13 protein-coding genes are annotated in these 16,195 nt (G+C 65.0%); 7 read left to right on the forward strand and 6 right to left on the reverse strand.

The features are described from left to right. Positions 1–191 precede the first annotated feature (191 nt). Positions 192–1,364: a hypothetical protein gene (locus tag AC2A1N_RS20915; RefSeq protein WP_242892561.1), complete on the forward strand. Its 1,173-nt coding sequence runs from the start codon at positions 192–194 to the stop codon at positions 1,362–1,364. Positions 1,365–1,452: 88 nt separating this feature from the next. Here the strand turns inward: AC2A1N_RS20915 and lolA are convergent, their stop codons facing one another. The 3 genes from lolA to AC2A1N_RS20930 form a co-directional block, all read right to left on the reverse strand. Further along, positions 1,453–2,091 carry an outer membrane lipoprotein periplasmic chaperone LolA gene (lolA, locus tag AC2A1N_RS20920; RefSeq protein ID WP_005413289.1) on the reverse strand — a complete coding sequence of 213 codons (639 nt, stop codon included), beginning with the start codon at positions 2,089–2,091 and terminating at the stop codon, positions 1,453–1,455. A gap of 111 nt (positions 2,092–2,202) precedes the next feature. Then, entirely contained in the window at positions 2,203–4,146 is a 1,944-nt protein-coding gene (locus AC2A1N_RS20925) for a DUF3857 domain-containing protein (RefSeq protein WP_242892559.1), read from the reverse strand. Between the two features lie 39 nt (positions 4,147–4,185). Beyond that, complete coding sequence (locus AC2A1N_RS20930; protein WP_061478684.1) at positions 4,186–6,546, reverse strand: DNA translocase FtsK; 2,361 nt, start codon at positions 6,544–6,546, stop codon at positions 4,186–4,188. Between the two features lie 233 nt (positions 6,547–6,779). Here AC2A1N_RS20930 and trxB point away from each other — a divergent pair, with 233 nt between their 5' ends. Then, on the forward strand, positions 6,780–7,751 hold the full coding sequence (gene trxB, locus AC2A1N_RS20935; protein WP_005416486.1) for a thioredoxin-disulfide reductase: 972 nt from the start codon (positions 6,780–6,782) through the stop codon (positions 7,749–7,751). A 100-nt stretch (positions 7,752–7,851) separates the two neighbouring features. Here trxB and AC2A1N_RS20940 read toward each other — a convergent pair whose 3' ends face one another. Continuing rightward, complete coding sequence (locus tag AC2A1N_RS20940) at positions 7,852–9,360, reverse strand: N-acetylmuramoyl-L-alanine amidase family protein (RefSeq protein ID WP_242892557.1); 1,509 nt, start codon at positions 9,358–9,360, stop codon at positions 7,852–7,854. A gap of 191 nt (positions 9,361–9,551) precedes the next feature. On the opposite strand from AC2A1N_RS20940, the gene AC2A1N_RS20945 reads away from it, so the two are divergent. The 4 genes from AC2A1N_RS20945 to AC2A1N_RS20960 all read left to right on the forward strand — a co-directional run bounded on the left by AC2A1N_RS20945 (position 9,552) and on the right by AC2A1N_RS20960 (position 12,371). Next, positions 9,552–10,676 carry a GNAT family N-acetyltransferase gene (locus AC2A1N_RS20945; RefSeq protein WP_242892555.1) on the forward strand — a complete coding sequence of 375 codons (1,125 nt, stop codon included), beginning with the start codon at positions 9,552–9,554 and terminating at the stop codon, positions 10,674–10,676. A gap of 65 nt (positions 10,677–10,741) precedes the next feature. Continuing rightward, positions 10,742–11,482, forward strand: coding sequence for a leucyl/phenylalanyl-tRNA--protein transferase (gene aat, locus AC2A1N_RS20950; protein ID WP_061478734.1), 741 nt, complete (start codon positions 10,742–10,744; stop codon positions 11,480–11,482). Between the two features lie 86 nt (positions 11,483–11,568). After that, positions 11,569–11,787, forward strand: a complete 219-nt coding sequence (gene infA / locus AC2A1N_RS20955) for a translation initiation factor IF-1 (protein ID WP_005409596.1) — start codon at positions 11,569–11,571, stop codon at positions 11,785–11,787. A gap of 89 nt (positions 11,788–11,876) precedes the next feature. Next, on the forward strand, positions 11,877–12,371 hold the full coding sequence (locus AC2A1N_RS20960) for a hypothetical protein (protein ID WP_484373377.1): 495 nt from the start codon (positions 11,877–11,879) through the stop codon (positions 12,369–12,371). 72 nt (positions 12,372–12,443) lie between these two features. Here the strand turns inward: AC2A1N_RS20960 and clpA are convergent, their stop codons facing one another. Next, a complete protein-coding gene (gene clpA / locus AC2A1N_RS20965; protein WP_061478688.1) occupies positions 12,444–14,729 on the reverse strand; it encodes an ATP-dependent Clp protease ATP-binding subunit ClpA in 2,286 nt (761 codons plus the stop codon). A 138-nt stretch (positions 14,730–14,867) separates the two neighbouring features. Between clpA and AC2A1N_RS20970 the strand changes: the two genes are divergently transcribed. Then, a complete protein-coding gene (locus AC2A1N_RS20970) occupies positions 14,868–15,680 on the forward strand; it encodes an APH(6) family putative aminoglycoside O-phosphotransferase (RefSeq protein ID WP_242892553.1) in 813 nt (270 codons plus the stop codon). A gap of 175 nt (positions 15,681–15,855) precedes the next feature. On the opposite strand, the gene clpS is transcribed toward AC2A1N_RS20970, so the two are convergent. After that, entirely contained in the window at positions 15,856–16,182 is a 327-nt protein-coding gene (gene clpS, locus AC2A1N_RS20975) for an ATP-dependent Clp protease adapter ClpS (RefSeq protein WP_005416477.1), read from the reverse strand. Positions 16,183–16,195: the final 13 nt, after the last annotated feature.

A 16,195-nucleotide genomic window follows, 5' to 3' on the forward strand; every position in this document is an offset into this window, starting at 1 on the left:
CGACAGGGTGACGACGATTCCGGTAGTGCCGGCCGCTGGCCGGCAACCCCAGAATCTGTCGGAAATGAGCCGTAGCTGCGCAAGCACATCGTCGATAAGTCACTGATTCAACAGGAATCCATACTGGGCAGTTCCGCCTACTGTTTCCAGCGACTGAAAATTCGAGAGACCCAGCTATCCAGGACCCAAGCGTGCGCGATCCCGAATCCAATCTCCTTGAGTTCATTGCTGGCTGCGCTGTCGACGAGGACATCTACTATCTGGCTGCCGCCCTTGGCCCCGGGCATGACTACTACGACCCGGATCCCAGCCCACCCACCCGCATGTTCGTCTTTGGCCGCACCCCCAAAGAGGAGTGGTTCTACCATGACCTGCAGGACTTCCAGGTCATGTCCACAGAGCTTGTCCCAGAGGAAGAAGGCGGTCGCCCCCGTCGTGTGCTTGCGCTGGATTTCTATGGGCAGCTGGAAGATTACTCCCGTGCTGGGGCCACGATCGAGTACGTTTCGGCTGAAGGCGCCGACTTCCCCGGAGGTCTTACCCGTTTGCGACTGCTTGGCGACGCCCTTTTCTGCGCGGGCACAAGAGGACAGATCCATCATCGGGGCGACGGCGGATGGCGGCAGCTTCCAACCCAATTCGCGACTGCCTTCTGCGAGGAGGACGAAGACGAGTCGGATCTGGATGACTTCGACAGTTGGCTCGAAGATTTCGGCCACCTGCTCGAACTGGGCGATGCTCCAGCACTTCCTCGAGATCCGATGGAACGCGACGCAGAGCTTCGCCGGAGATTCGCCGATTGGCGCGCCCACATGATCCATGTCCGGGAGGATGAGCGATTCAACCAGCTACTCGCTGAGTTCCGCGTGGGCAGCGTGAACGACCTCTGCGGAACGGGCTTTGCTGACCTCTACGCAATCGGCTCCCAAGGCCTGATTGCACACTGGGATGGCTCGTGCTGGACCCTGCCCGAACAAGTCACTACTGCGGAGCTGCTTCATGCTTGCAGGACCGACCAGGGCCGCCTCGTCCTTGTAGGAATGCACGGCACCATCGTTACGGGCGACATCTCCACTGGATTCGAGTGCCTGCACCACGAGGTCGGCGAAGGCATCAACTTCAACTCTGTGTGCCAGTACAAGCAACAGGTTTACATCGGCTCGGAGAGTGGCGGCCTCTACGTGTACAGTCTAGAAACCGGCCTAGTTGAACCCTTGCTGGAAGGCATCCCCGAAGAACTGAGAGATGCAACGATTGTTGATATCAGTTCCGTCGGTAGCGTGCTGTGGGTGCTGACGCCCTGGGACCTGATTCGATTTGATGGCACCGCGTGGCAGGTGATCGTTCATCCGGACAACGGATGAGCCGGCCGCTGGCCGGCATATCCCAAGCGCCAACCAACGGTTGGCACCCATCAGAGCAGGCAGCGCCGGGCCATGCCCGGAACCCGGATTAGTTACCGATAACGTCGGTGCCCTTCGGCGGGGTGAAGCTGAAGGTGCCGGCAGCAAAGCCTGGATTGCGCTTCCAGCCACTGAAGCTGATCACGGTGCGCTGGCCAACCGCATCGGTGATTTCCATCTTGGCCAGGCCCTGCGCATTGAAGCCCAGCGCGGCGTACTGGAAGCTGGCCTCGGTCTCGCGCTTCGGCGACAGCGACAGCCACTGCAGGCCGTCGCGCTGCGCGGCCTCTTCGCTGACGTCGTACTGCTGTTCCAGCAGCGCCGGGTTGATCAGCGCGGTCAGCGGGCTGTTCTGCTCTTCCTTGCCCTGCTCGCGCACGGTGGCCTGCTCCAGATCCGGCTCGTACATCCAGACTTTTTTACCGTCGGCCACGATCAGCTGTTCGTGCGGGCGCACGTATTCCCAGCGGAACAGGCGCGGCGCCGACAGGGCCACGCGGCCACTGGTCGATTCCTTCACCTTGCCGCGGCTGTCGAACACCTGCTGGCTGAACTGTCCGTCCAGGCCCTTCAGGCCACTGGTGAAGGTCTTCAGGTCATCGCGAGCGCCAGCCCAGGCACTGCCGGCGGCGGCGCAGGCCACGGCCAGCGTGGTGGTGGCAAGGAAACGGCGGAAGCGGAAGTTCATACGGAAATCCTGTGGGCGCGGGCGCCAGGAAAGGTGGTTGCCAGTGTGCCCGGAGAAAGATGAATGGGCGATCAGGGCGACATTATGCCGCCCTGAACGTCCATCGGCGATTCAGCCGCCAGATGCCGGCAGCTTGCCGTACAGCACCTGGCCGCGGAAACCGCGACGCACTTCGCGGTACAACGCGCGGAACGCGGGGTAGTCCTGCGGCTGGCACAGCGCCTCCGGCCCACGCACCGCGTTCTGCCGCAAGCGGTGGTGCACGATCACGTCCTGGCCCTCGCGGCTCCAGTCCACCCGGTATTCGCCAGCGGCATTGGCAAAGCGCTGGCTGGCCGGAATGGCGATGATCGGCGCATTGGCCGGGAACTGCAGGCGATAGGTTTCCTCGCGCAGGCTGGCATTGCAGTAGAACGGCGTCTCGTTGGCCGGCGCCGAGGCGGTGGCGTACAAGCCACGCACCGACTCGCCACCCGGCGGGTCCGGCACGGCCATGCCGCCGGCCACGCTGAAATCGGCGTAGTCCTCGGCCTGGAACGCCATGCGGTAGCCGAACGGCCGGGTCAGGTCGACCGGCACGCCCTGGATCTGCAGCTGCCCTCGCCCATCGAAACCGGACGAGGCCATGATCTGCTCTTCAGCGCGCGCACGGTTCTGAGCGTTGAGCTGGGAGAACTGCGCACGCATGCCGATCTCGGCGTTCTCGCCAAGTTTCGGAATCGTCTCGCCGCGCAGGTTGCCGTCGGCGTCGAAGGTGAATCGCACTTCCATCGAGGTGGCATTGCGCTCCGGCGTGTTGGCCGGGGTACGCGCCAGCGTAGCATCACGGGTACGCATCACCGGCGCACCCAGGTCACCTTCCGGCAACTGCCCGAAGCGCGCCCACGCGGTGGTCGAATCCAGGTAAAGATCAAACTCGGGGATGTAGGTGATGGCGTGGTTAAAGCGGCCCAGCACCGGAATCTTCGGCAGCGTCGGGCCGCCCCCCGCACCGATCAGCACCGGCGAGCTGGCGATGCCCTTGGCCGCCAGCAGCGCCTCGAGGATCGTCACATGGTCCTTGCAGTCACCGTAGTGGTTGTCGAGGATGCTCTGCGCGCTGTTCGGCTCCAGGCCGCCGTTGCCCAGGTACACCGCCACATAGCGGATGTTCTGCGCCACCCAGCGATACAGCGCGTCAGCCTGCTCGCGGCGGTCACTGATGCCGGCGGTGATCTCATCAGCGAGCGCCTGCAGCGCCGGGGTCACCTCGGCCGCCGGGCCCGCCTTGAGCTGGTAGGCGCGCCCCATCTGCGACCAGTCACGATACGTGCTGGCCATGATGTTCGGGCCGAACTCCCAGCCCGCCGCCGACCAGTTCTGCGCCGGCATCGCCTCGCGGCGCTGGTAGCGCCAGCGCCATTGCGCCTGGCCATTCTTCACTGTCGGCCGGTCACTGCCCTGCACGCCGCGGCTGTCGACGAACATCGGCAGGTTGGCCGGCGCACTCAGGGTGACCTCGGCGTCCTCGTACTCGGTGAAGACGTTGAAGGTCTCCCACAGGCCGAAATAGCCCGGGAAGTACGGCGTGGCCTGGGTGCGGCGCACCTGGTAGTACAGGCGCGTGCCCGGGGCCAGGTTCGGGAACACGATCACCCGCACCTTGCGGTCGGCATACATCGCCGCCGAAGCGCTGGAGTAGCTCTCCTGCGTGTAGATACGGTCGGCCGGAACGTCGCGGCGCTGGCCGTCGGCAGTGATGGTGTAGGCGCCGAGCACTTCCAGCGTTTCCATCTTCTCGCTGTAGCTCAGCCGCACCTGGCTGAACTGCTCGACGGAGGCCTTGGTCTTGAGCAGGACTTCGTAGGTTTCGGTCTGCACATTGCCCGCATCGGGCCGCACCTGGTAGTCGGCGCGGTAACGGACAATGCTGAAATTATTGCTGGCTTCGGTATCGCCGCTGGTGGAAGGCGGCGCCGTGGCGGGCGCGGAGGTGGCGGTTTCTGCCAGTGCCGGGCCGGCAGCCATCAGGGCTGCCAGCCCCAGCGCCAGCGCGCTTGGTACGGGGTGAAGCATGCGTCGGTTCCTTGGACGTCGTGGGGGATACGTCGGGTCTTACTTCGGCGGCGGCGGTGCCAGCACCGTGCGGTCGCCGTTGTGCTCGGGCGGGCTGACCACGCCGGCCGCTTCCATGGCCTCGATCAGTCGCGCTGCACGGTTGTAGCCGATCTTCAGCCGGCGCTGCACGCCGGAAATCGATGCACGACGGGTCTCGGTGACCACCCGCAGCGCTTCGTCATACAACGGGTCGGACTCGTCGCCGGCCGCACTGGTCTCGGGCAGGCCAGTGGCGCCGACGACCACGCCGTCGCCCATCGTCTGCACTTCGTCCAGCACGCCGTCGACATAGTCGGCCGGGCCCATCGCCTTGAGGTGCTCGACCACGCGATGCACTTCGTCGTCGGACACGAACGCACCATGCACGCGCTCGGGCAGCGCAGTACCCGGCGGCAGGTACAGCATGTCGCCGTGGCCGAGCAGGGTCTCCGCGCCGGACTGGTCGAGAATGGTGCGCGAGTCGATCTTGGAGCTGACCTGGAAGGCGATACGGGTCGGAATGTTGGCCTTGATCAGGCCGGTGATCACATCCACCGACGGGCGCTGCGTGGCCAGGATCAGGTGGATGCCGGCCGCACGCGCCTTCTGTGCCAGGCGCGCGATCAGCTCTTCCACCTTCTTGCCGACGATCATCATCATGTCGGCGAATTCGTCGATGAAGATGACGATGAACGGCAGCGTTTCGAGCGGACGCGGTGCCTCGCCCAGCTCCGGGTTCGGCTTGAACAGCGGGTCCATCAGCGGCTGGCCGGCGTCCTGGGCTTCCTTCACCTTCTTGTTGAAGCCGGCCAGGTTGCGCACGCCCACCGCGCTCATCAGCTTGTAGCGGCGCTCCATCTCGGCCACGCACCAGCGCAGGCCGTTGGCGGCCTCCTTCATGTCGGTGACCACCGGCGCCAGCAGGTGCGGAATGCCCTGGTAGACGCTCAGCTCGAGCATCTTCGGGTCGATCATCAGCATCCGCAGGTCTTTCGGCGAGGCCTTGAACAGCAGGCTCAGCACCATCGCGTTGACCGCCACCGACTTGCCCGAACCGGTGGTACCGGCCACCAGCAGGTGCGGCATGCGCGCCAGATCGGCCACGGTCGGGCGGCCGGCGATGTCCTTGCCCAGCGCCAGGGTCAGCACGCTGGCCGACTTGTCATATTCCTTCGAGCGCAGCAGCTCGGACAGGAAGATCATCTCGCGGGTGACGTTGGGAATTTCCAGGCCGATCACCGACTTGCCCGGGATGACGTCGACCACGCGCACCGACTTCACCGACAGGCCGCGCGCGATGTCCTTGTCCAGCGAACTGATCTGGCTGACCTTGATGCCCGGTGCCGGCTCGATCTCGAAGCGGGTGATGACCGGGCCAGGGTTGGCGCCGACCACCTGCGCATCGATGCGGAAGTCCTTCAGCTTGAACTCGATCTGCCGCGACAGCGTTTCCAGCGTTTCTTCGTCGTAGCCCTTCGGCTGCGGCTTGGGATCATCCAGTAGCGCCAGCGGCGGCAGGTCGGAACCATCGCCGTTGACGCCACGGAACATCGGAATCTGGGTATCGCGCTTGGCCCGATCACTCTTCTCGATCACCGGCTCCGGACGCGGCTCGATCTTCACCGGCTCGCGCTTGGCGCGCACCTCGGCGTCGGCCTTGCGCACTTCCTGGCGCTCCTCGCGCATCACCCGGGTCTGCTTCCACTCGGTGACTTCTTCCTTCTTGCGTTCCAGCAACGGCGCCAGCGACATCACGCCACGGCCGATCTTCTCCATCACCGTAAACCAGGACAGCCCGGTGGCCAGGGTGATCGAGGCCAGCAGCAATACCAGCACGAACAGGTTCGCGCCCAGCGCGCCGAAGCCCACCGTGAGCGAATTGCCCACCAGCTTGCCGAGGATGCCGCCAGCGCTGGAGACGTCGCCACTGAACAGGCGCACGTGCAGGAAGCCGGTGCCGGCAATCAGGAAGCCGACCAGGCCAACCAGGCGCAGCGCCGGGTCCAGATCGTTGTCACCCTTGCTCTCGCGCTTGAGGCCGAACATGGCGATCCACGCCAACGCGCCGAGCACCACCGGCAACAGGAAGGCGATGTAGCCGAACAGCTGCAGCAGCACGTCGGCGATCCAGGCGCCGGCGCGGCCACCCAGGTTGTGCACTGGCGCGACCACGCTGCCGGTATGCGACCAGCCCGGATCAGTCGCTGAATAGGTGAAAAGACTGGCCGCCAGATACAGCAGGGCCGGCGCGATGGCGATCAGGCCCAGGTCGCGCCACAGGCGCTGGCGGCGTGGATTGTCGGTCGTCGCCGCCGCGGCCGTGCGACGTGACGCCTTGCTGTCGTCGGACTTGGAGCGTTCGGGGACCTGCTTCGCCACCTTAGACCATACCTTTGGAATGCGCTGTTAGTGATTGATAATAAATGAGACGGCGTCAGTTTTCAGTTATGCGACTTCTGACCGGGCCCGGACAGGGCCGAAACCACCGCTGGATGACGGCGTTCTGTTCATCGGCTTGAATCGCCCTGCCCCAGCCGCCACTCTATGACCTGCCGAGGATGCTGCGCAAACGTCGCCAGCGCCTTGCCCCATCTACCTTTTCGCGAGTTTACATGAGCACCAGCCTGCCCTCCCGCCACCAGCGCCTCGTCATCCTCGGTTCCGGACCGGCCGGCTGGACCGCCGCCGTCTACGCCGCCCGTGCCAACCTGAAGCCGGTCGTCATCACCGGCCTGCAGCAGGGTGGCCAGCTGATGACCACCACCGAGGTGGACAACTGGCCGGGTGACGCCCACGGCTTGATGGGCCCGGACCTGATGGCGCGCATGCAGGCCCACGCCGAGCGCTTCGAAACCGAGGTCATCTTCGACCATATCCACACCGCCGACCTGTCGCAGCGCCCGTTCAAGCTGATCGGCGACAGCCACGAGTACACCTGCGACGCGCTGATCATCGCCACTGGCGCCACCGCCAAGTACCTGGGCATCCCGACCGAAGAGACCTTCAAGGGCCGCGGCGTCTCCGCCTGCGCCACCTGTGACGGCTTCTTCTACCGCGACCAGGACGTGGTCGTGGTCGGCGGCGGCAACACCGCCGTGGAAGAGGCGCTGTACCTGTCCAACATCGCCCGCAAGGTCTACCTGGTCCACCGCCGCGACACCCTGAAGGCGGAAAAGATCATGCAGGACAAGCTGTTCAGGAAGGTGGCCGAGGGCAAGATCGAGACCGTCTGGCACCACCAAGTGGAGGAAGTGCTGGGCAACGACGCCGGCGTGACCGGCGTGCGCGTGAAGTCCACCCTGGACGGCAGCACCCGCGACATCGACGCCCACGGTTTCTTCGTGGCCATCGGCCACCACCCGAACACGACCCTGTTCGACGGCCAGCTGGCGATGAACAACGGCTACCTGGAAATCCGCTCGGGCCTGGGCGGCAACGCCACCCAGACCTCGGTGGAAGGCGTGTTCGCCGCCGGCGATGTGGCCGACCAGCACTACCGCCAGGCGATCACTTCGGCCGGCTTCGGCTGCATGGCCGCGCTGGACGCCGAGCGCTACCTGGACGCACAGGGCAAGGCCAGCTGAGAAGCGAACCTGCTTCTGTAGAGTCGAGCCATGCTCGACTAAGGAAAACGGGCGCGCAAGCGCCCGTTTTCGCAACCCCACTACCCGCTCCAGGCACCACTCAGGCCCGGACACAGGACTGGGTGAACGCCACCGGCGCCGCGACGACATCGTCCGCATCGCGCATCAGGACATTCCAGCGGACTGAGCCGGGCTCCGTGGAGGAGCAGCTCACTCCGAACTTCACCGGCGCATCCGGATCCTCAAAGCGGCCCTTCCACGGCGTGCAGTATCCGGGCCGATCACAATCTGCCACGACCACTTCAAGCTCCAGGGGGTACTGGGGATTGCCCGCGAAAGCCACTGTCAGCTCGCGCATCGCCTGCAGCGGAACCTCGACATCGGGGATAGGGTGGAGCATCAAAGGCTCACAAGCCTTGCCCTGTGCCCACAGGCGATAGCCCTTCTCGACGCCTTTCATGGAGGCGGTGCGGAAGACGGGATCCTGGAGGGCCTTGGCATCATCCGGATTGGTATGAAAGGCCGTCTCAACAATGATTGACGGCATCTTTGCCTCACGATTCTCCCCTTTGTTTTCAGCGTGGGGAGCTGGGGCTACCGCAAAATCGGCATACACCGGAACCGAGTGAATCAGCTCCTTCATAGAGCACAGGACGCTCTGTGCAAGGGCAGCATCCATCGGCCTACCAGGTTGCACGATCACACGAGTACCGCGCGCGGCCCCCGTGGGTTCTCCATTGCTGTGCAGATGAATCGCCACCTCAGCGCCGTGGTGGTTTGCAAGAAGCGGCCGACTATTGATGTCTTCGCGCTCCTCCCGATCCCAAAGCGTACTGCCTGCGTACGTATTCCATATCTTTGTCTCGGCCGGATACTGCTCCGCAATTGCGTAGCGCGCAGCTATGGTCCACCACTCCTCACCACTCGGCGGATGAGTCGTCCCCGTGATCTGAACGCGCGGACGGACGACAGGCATTTGGCTCCTTTGCTCGATCATCGCCTTCAGGTCTGCGGCGTACGACGGAGTCAACAGCCCCTCGGAGACGCCATTCCATTCATCCCTTGAGGTCACCCACCGGTTGTCCTTGTAGCTGTAGAAATACCCATGCCCGGCTGCGACAAATGCCATCCCGGACCCAGGCGTTCCACGCATCCGCCGCAGCGCCTCCCCCGCTTCCCGCGCCGCATCGTCCGCAGCCTTTATCTCAGGAAAGTAGTATTCGATCTCTTTCCCGTCATACAGAAAAACGACACGACTGAACGGCGCCATCTGCTCGGCCCAATGCAGTAGTCCAAAGCTGATCTCACTTCGCTGATCCTCGAACGACGGCCCGTAATCGGCAGGAAGGAAGTCCCGATCCAGCGCCACGGTCAGTACACCGTTGGCGATATCTGCTGATACCTCAACCCGGCGACTGCGAGCTTGGCCATCCACAAGACGAACGCGCTCCAGAATGTCGCGCGCCTTCTGGGTCAAGAGGATGTCGAGCCCAGTGTCCTGCTCCACCGCACGAGGAGCGTCAACGGCCTGCGCGGGGCTGATCAACAGTCCGCCGCCCAAGAGAGACAGCAGAACAGAAAGGGATCCAAGGCTAAGCTTCTGGTTCATTTTGGCTACTCCATGCAGAGAGTGAATGCACCGCTCCAGCGGCGCAGCTCACTCTGTCCTTTCGCATTCAGGCATTCCGCAACACAGCGCACACGGATGGAGAATTCAAATTTTCCTCACCACCAACCGAAACAAACCAACCCAGCCCCGCCAACACCGTTCGCGATCCACCTGGCCTATCCTTGCCAACCATGCCCTCCACCCGCTTCCTCGACTCCCTGCAGTCCATTCCCGCCACCGACTGGGACGCCCTGCACGACGGCCAGAATCCGTTTATCAGCCACGCCTTCCTTTCAGGCCTGGAACAGCACGGCTGCCTGCGCGAGGACTGGGGCTGGCAGCCCCGGCACTTCACGCTGTGGGAGGGCGAGCGCCTGATCGGCGCAATTCCGGGCTACCTGAAGACCAACTCCCACGGCGAATTCGTGTTTGACCATGCCTGGGCGAACGCCTATGCCCGCCATGGCCGCGACTACTACCCGAAGTGGCTGGGCGCGGTGCCGTACTCGCCGGTCACCGGGCCGCGCCTGCTGGCCCGTCACGATTCAGAGCGCACCACGCTGCTGTCGGCGTTGCGCGATGCACTGCCGGCACTGGCCGTGTCATCGGCCCATATCAATTTCCACACCGCAGCGGACGAGGCGCTGTTCGGCGATGACTGGCTGCTGCGCGAGGACGTGCAGTTCCAGTGGCAGAACCCGGGTGACTGGGCGACATTCGACCAGTTCCTTGGCGCGATGAACCACAAGCACCGCAAGAACATCCGCCAGGAACGGGCCAAGGTCGCCCGCCAGGGCATCACCTTCCGCGTGGTGCATGGCGACGACGCCGGCCGCGCCGATCTGCAAGCGATGTATCGCTTCTACCTGCAGACCTTCCTTGAGTACGGCAATGCCCCGGCGCTGACCGAGGCTTTCCTGCGCCATCTGGCCATTTCATTGGGGCGTGGGCTGGTGCTGTTCCTGGCCGAGCAGGAAGGCCAGCCAATCGCCGGCGCACTTTGCCTGCGCGGTGGTGACACGCTGTACGGTCGCTACTGGGGCGGCGCCACATTGCCCGGCCTGCATTTCGAAGCCTGCTACTACCAGGGCATCGAATACTGCCTGCGCGAAGGGCTGAGCCGTTTCGAGCCGGGCGCACAGGGCGAGCACAAGCTGGCGCGAGGCTTCCTGCCGACGCTGGTACGCAGCCGGCACTGGGTGGCCGACGCGGATTTCTCCGAGGCGTTGCAGGAGTGGTGCCGGCAGGAACGGCGTGATGTGCGTCGGTACCGGCAGGAGCTGCTGGGGCACAGCCCATTTCGCGCGGACGGGTGACCAGCCAACCAAGGTTGGCAGCTACCGCGGCATTCGCGCGGGGCCGCGACGACTACAATGCCGGCATGACCCGCCAGCTGCCCTGGCGCCTGGCCGATGCGCCGGACGCTGCCTTCCCTCCGGCCGAGACCGCCCTGCGCCAGCCCGACGGCCTGCTCGCCGTGGGCGGCGACCTGCATCCAGCGCGCCTGCTCAACGCCTACGCCGGCGGCATCTTTCCGTGGTTCAGCGAGGGCGAGCCGATCCTGTGGTGGTCGCCCGACCCGCGCATGGTGTTCCGCACCGATGGCGTGCACCTGTCCAGCCGCTTCCGCCGCCAGCTGCGCGGCAGCACGTGGGAGGTCACCGCCGACACCGCCTTCAGCCAGGTGATGCGCGCCTGTGCGGCGGCACCTCGGCCCGGCCAGGACGGCACCTGGATCAGCCCGGCGATGGTCGAGGCCTACAGCCAGTTGCACGACCTCGGCTTCGCCCATTCGTTCGAAGTCTGGGACCGTCAGTCGCTGGTCGGCGGCATCTACGGGGTGGCCATCGGGTCGATGTTCTTCGGCGAGAGCATGTTCAGTGGCGCCAGCGGTGGTTCCAAGATCGCGCTGGCGGCACTGGCGTCCACGATTCACGGCTGGGGCTGGGAGCTGATCGACGCCCAGGTGGAAAATCCGCACCTGCTGCGCATGGGCGCCGAACACCTGCCGCGCGCGGAATTCCTGCAGCACGTGCGCCAGGCCGTGCGCCATGACGGCCGTGAAGGACCTTGGACGCGGGCGGTGGGACGCCTGCCGGCACGGGATTTGGCAGGGGGTTAACACAAACTTTGCAAGCAGCGCCGGTCACGCGTAAAATACCGCGCCTTAGGCCCAGCGTGGCCGTTTTCTGAACCGCACAGGACTACATGTCGAAAGACGATTCCATCGAGTTCGAGGGCACCGTCAGCGAGACGCTGCCGAACACCACTTTCCGCGTTCGTCTGGAAAATGGGCACGAAATCATCGCCCACATCTCCGGCCGCATGCGCAAGAACTACATCCGCATCCTCACCGGTGACCGGGTCAAGGTTGAAATGACCCCGTACGACCTGACCAAGGGTCGTATCACCTACCGCATGAAGTAAGCGGTCGGCGCGCTGCGCCACTTCGACAAGGCCAGCCCTGGTTGCTGGCCTTTTGTCATGCCTGCAATCCGGCCCTGCCGGAGGTCATCGTGACCGAACTCACCGTGACGTCGGTCAGCCCTGCTTGCGGCAGATTCGCATCTGCATCCGTAGCGGCATCGTGGGACCCGGTCCAGTCCGGATCGCCATCCCCCTGCCCTGCCATGAACATGCTCCCGCTGACCGTTCTGCTCGTCGCCCTTGCCGTGTCCGCCAGCGCAGCGCCCGTGCACGCCGCCGACACCCTTTCCACCCCCAGTGACTGCGTCCAGCTGGGCAGCGACCAGCAACTGGTGCGCGCCGGCGCCTCGCGCAACGTCCTGCTGCGCAATGGCCAGGACCACTACGTCGTGCATTTCCAGGACGACTGCTCGGCGGCAGGCTACTCGCGGAAACTGAGCTTCGCCACGGACGGCCAGCAGGGCCTGCTGTGCGTTGCCGGCCGCAGCCAGCTGAACACCGATTCCAGCCGCTGCATCGTGTCGCAGATCGAGCCAGTCGACGAGGCAACCTTCAAGAAGAAAGCCCGCCAGCGCAGCCGCTGACGGCGCACATGACAAGGGCGGCCGAAGCCGCCCTTGTCATTTCAGGTCCGCCGAAACCGGCCGGGGGTCAGTTCATTCCACCGTGACCGGCAGCAGGCGCTCCGGTTCGGCCTGGGTTTCGACCACCAGCTCGTCGTCGCGCACATCGATGCTCACCTTGCCGCCGTTGACCAGCTTGCCGAACAGCAGCTCGTCGGCCAGCGGACGCTTGATCCTGTCCTGGATCACGCGGGCCATCGGACGCGCACCCATCAGCGGGTCGAAGCCGTGGTGGGCCAGCCAGTCGCGTGCAGTTGGCGTGGCCGACAGGCTGACGTGCTTGTCCTGCAGCAGCATTTCCAGCTCGATCAGGAACTTGTCGACCACGCGCAGGATGTGCTCGAAGCCCAGCGCCTGGAACTGCACCACCGCATCGAGGCGGTTGCGGAACTCCGGGGTGAAGCTGCGGCGGATGGTCTCCATCGCGTCGGTGGCATGGTCCTGCTTGGTGAAGCCGATCGAGCGCCGCGAGGCCTGCGCCGCGCCGGCATTGGTGGTCATCACCAGCACCACGTTCTTGAAGTTGGCCTCGCGACCGTTGGTATCGGTCAGCACGCCGCGGTCCATCACCTGCAACAGGATGTTGAAGATGTCCGGGTGCGCCTTCTCGATCTCATCCAGCAGCAGCACGCAGTGCGGCGTCTTGACGATCTTCTCGGTCAGCAGGCCACCCTGGTCGAAGCCGACGTAGCCCGGAGGGGCACCGATCAGGCGGCTGATCGAATGCGGCTCCATGTACTCGGACATGTCGAAGCGGACCAGCTCGATGCCCAGCTGCAGCGCCAGCTGCTTGGTCACCTCGGTCTTGCCGACACCGGTCGGGCCGGCGAACAGGAAGTTGCCGATCGGCTTTTCCGGATTGCCCAGGCCCGAACGGGCCAGCTTGATCGCCGAGGACAGCGTCTCGATGGCCGGGTCCTGGCCGAAGATCACCATCTTCAGGTTGCGCTCCAGATGCTGCAGCACGTCCTTGTCGGTGGCACTGACCTGCTTGGTCGGGATGCGCGCCATCTTGGCCACGATCGCCTCCACTTCCTCGACGTCGATCAGCTCCTTGCGCTGCCCTTCCGGCAGCAGGCGCTGGCGGGCACCGGCCTCGTCGATCACGTCGATGGCCTTGTCCGGCAGCAGGCGGTCGCCGATGTGCTTCACCGACAGGTCCACTGCAGCCTGCAGCGCCTCGTCGGAGTAGGTCACGCTGTGGTGCAGCTCGTACTTGGACTTCAGGCCCTGCAGGATCTCGTAGGTCTCGCCCACGGTAGGCTCGACGATATCGATCTTCTGGAAGCGGCGGGCCAGCGCCCGATCCTTCTCGAAGATGCCGCGGTATTCCTGGAAAGTGGTCGAACCGATGCAGCGCAGCTCGCCGGAGGCCAGGGCCGGCTTGATCAGGTTGGACGCATCCATGGTGCCGCCCGACGCCGAGCCGGCGCCGATGATGGTGTGGATCTCGTCGATGAACAGCACTGCGTTGGGCACCTTCTTCAGCGCGGTCAACACACCCTTCAGCCGCTTCTCGAAGTCGCCGCGGTACTTAGTGCCGGCCACCAGCGCGCCCAGGTCGAGCGAGTAGATCACCGCGTCGGCCAGCACGTCGGGTACCGAGCCCTCGACGATGCGGCGGGCCAGGCCCTCGGCGATGGCGGTCTTGCCCACGCCGGCCTCGCCCACGTACAGCGGGTTGTTCTTGCGGCGTCGGCACAGGACCTGGATGGTGCGCTCGATCTCGTCGCCACGGCCGACCAGGGGATCGATGCGGCCGGACCGGGCCTGTTCGTTGAGGTTGCTGGCGAATTCGGTCAGGGCATCGCCCTTCGGCTCGCCCTCCCCGCCTTCCATGCGGCCCTCGCCGTCGGAGGAGGAGGACGGCTGCTCGCCTTCCTCGCCCAGCTTGGCGATGCCGTGGGACAGGTAATTGACCACATCCAGCCGGGTCACGTCCTGCTGGTTGAGGTAGTAGACGGCGTGGGAGTCCTTTTCGCCGAAGATGGCGACCAGCACGTTGGCGCCGGTGACCTCCTTCTTGCCCGAGGACTGCACGTGGTACACGGCCCGCTGCAGCACCCGCTGGAAGCCCAGGGTCGGCTGGGTGTCACGGCCGTCATCCTCGGCCAGGCGGGACACCGAGGCCTCGATGGCCTGCTCCAGCTCCTGGCGCAGGCGTTCGGCGTCGGCACCACAGGCTTTCAGGACGGCCTGGGCGGACGGGTTGTCGAGCAGTGCCAACAGCAGGTGTTCGACCGTCATGAACTCATGCCGGGCCTCACGGGCGCGCTTGTAGCACTGGCCGATGGTGTGTTCGAGGTCTTTGCTGAACATGGATTACTCCGGCGGCAGATGGGAACAATATGCGGCCTGACTACGCGATTTCCATCACCCTAGCGGATTGCTGCGTTCAGATGGCGTTAGCACTGCAGAACGCTTGATCTTCGTTCACTCCAGAAGACCTCAACCGGCATGAGCGAACCCTACCTGAGCCGCTGGCGATTGCGGCGTGATGGCCCGGCCATCGAAACACCTCACGCCCGGCTCTGGCCGGTGCTGACCGCTGCCGGCGAGCCGGCGATGCTGAAGATCAGCAGCGAAGCGGAGGAGCAGAACAGCCATCGCCTGCTGCGCTGGTGGGACGGCGATGGCGCTGCCCGCCTGCTGGCCCACGCCGGGCCGGCGATCCTGATCGAGCGTGCCGGCGGCGACTCGCTGCGGCAACGCTCGATCGAGGGCGACGATGAGGCCTGTACCACGATCCTGTGCCAGGTCCTGCAACGGCTGCACCAGCCACGGAGCGCGCCGCCAGCGGAACTGGTCTGCCTGCGTACATGGTTCGCCGATCTGCTGCAGCCAAGGGCCGCGCTGCCGCCACTGCTGGAACAGTGCAGATCACTGGCGGAGGGGCTGCTGCGTGACGAACAGGAGATCCGGCCGCTGCACGGCGACCTGCACCACGACAACGTGCTGGATTTCGGCAGGCGCGGCTGGCTGGCGATCGATCCGAAGCGGCTGCTGGGCGACCGTGCGTTCGACTACACGACGCTGTTCAGCAATCCGGATCTCTGTGGCCCGGGCATCCACGTGGCCACGCGGCCGGAGCGGTTTGCCGCGCGGCTGGAACAGGTCACTGCACTGGCCGGCCTGGAACGTACAAGCCTGCTGCGCTGGATCGCGGCCAGTGCGGGGCTGTCGGCGGTATGGTTCAGGGATGATGGCGACCCGGCCGACGTGGACGAGGCGGTGGCGCGGATGGCGCTGGAGGCGCTGGCGGCGGGGTGATCTCGACCTGTAGAGCCGAGCCCATGTTCGGCTGTGCTTCCGGGAATGCGGAACATCTGAACGAAAAGCAGCCGAGCGCAGGCTCGGCTCTACAGGCCTCTGCTTCGGTAGGTGCCCGCCTTGGTGGGCACACTGGGTCCGGGATCGTTGTGCCCGGACGAGAATCGCCAGCCGGTCAGGCCTTTTCCATCGTGCACAGCAGCGGATGCTGGTTCATCCGCGAGTACTCGTTGACCTGGGCAACCTTGGTCTCCGCCACTTCACGGGTGAAGACACCGCAGACGCCGCGGCCGCGGGTGTGGACGTGCAGCATCACCTGGGTGGCCTTGTCTAGGTCCATGCTGAAGAACTGCTGCAGCACATCCACCACGAAATCCATCGGGGTGTAGTCGTCGTTGAGCAGCATCACCTGGTAGAACGGCGGCGGCGCCACTTCCGGGCGCGCGGGCTCTACGGCAACGCCGTGCTCGTGCTGGGAATCGGGGGAGGACTCATGGGGCATCCGTCCATTATAG

This window comes from Stenotrophomonas maltophilia group sp. SKK55 (assembly GCF_057179845.1).

Bases quoted from the DNA above. Each gene is read 5' to 3' on its own strand.
- lolA (WP_005413289.1), bottom strand. From the start codon at position 2,091: ATGAACTTCCGCTTCCGCCGTTTCCTTGCCACCACCACGCTGGCCGTG.
- AC2A1N_RS20925 (WP_242892559.1), bottom strand. From the start codon at position 4,146: ATGCTTCACCCCGTACCAAGCGCGCTGGCGCTGGGGCTGGCAGCCCTG.
- trxB (WP_005416486.1), top strand. From the start codon at position 6,780: ATGAGCACCAGCCTGCCCTCCCGCCACCAGCGCCTCGTCATCCTCGGT.
- AC2A1N_RS20940 (WP_242892557.1), bottom strand. From the start codon at position 9,360: ATGAACCAGAAGCTTAGCCTTGGATCCCTTTCTGTTCTGCTGTCTCTC.
- AC2A1N_RS20945 (WP_242892555.1), top strand. From the start codon at position 9,552: ATGCCCTCCACCCGCTTCCTCGACTCCCTGCAGTCCATTCCCGCCACC.
- aat (WP_061478734.1), top strand. From the start codon at position 10,742: ATGACCCGCCAGCTGCCCTGGCGCCTGGCCGATGCGCCGGACGCTGCC.
- infA (WP_005409596.1), top strand. From the start codon at position 11,569: ATGTCGAAAGACGATTCCATCGAGTTCGAGGGCACCGTCAGCGAGACG.
- clpA (WP_061478688.1), bottom strand. From the start codon at position 14,729: ATGTTCAGCAAAGACCTCGAACACACCATCGGCCAGTGCTACAAGCGC.
- AC2A1N_RS20970 (WP_242892553.1), top strand. From the start codon at position 14,868: ATGAGCGAACCCTACCTGAGCCGCTGGCGATTGCGGCGTGATGGCCCG.
- clpS (WP_005416477.1), bottom strand. From the start codon at position 16,182: ATGCCCCATGAGTCCTCCCCCGATTCCCAGCACGAGCACGGCGTTGCC.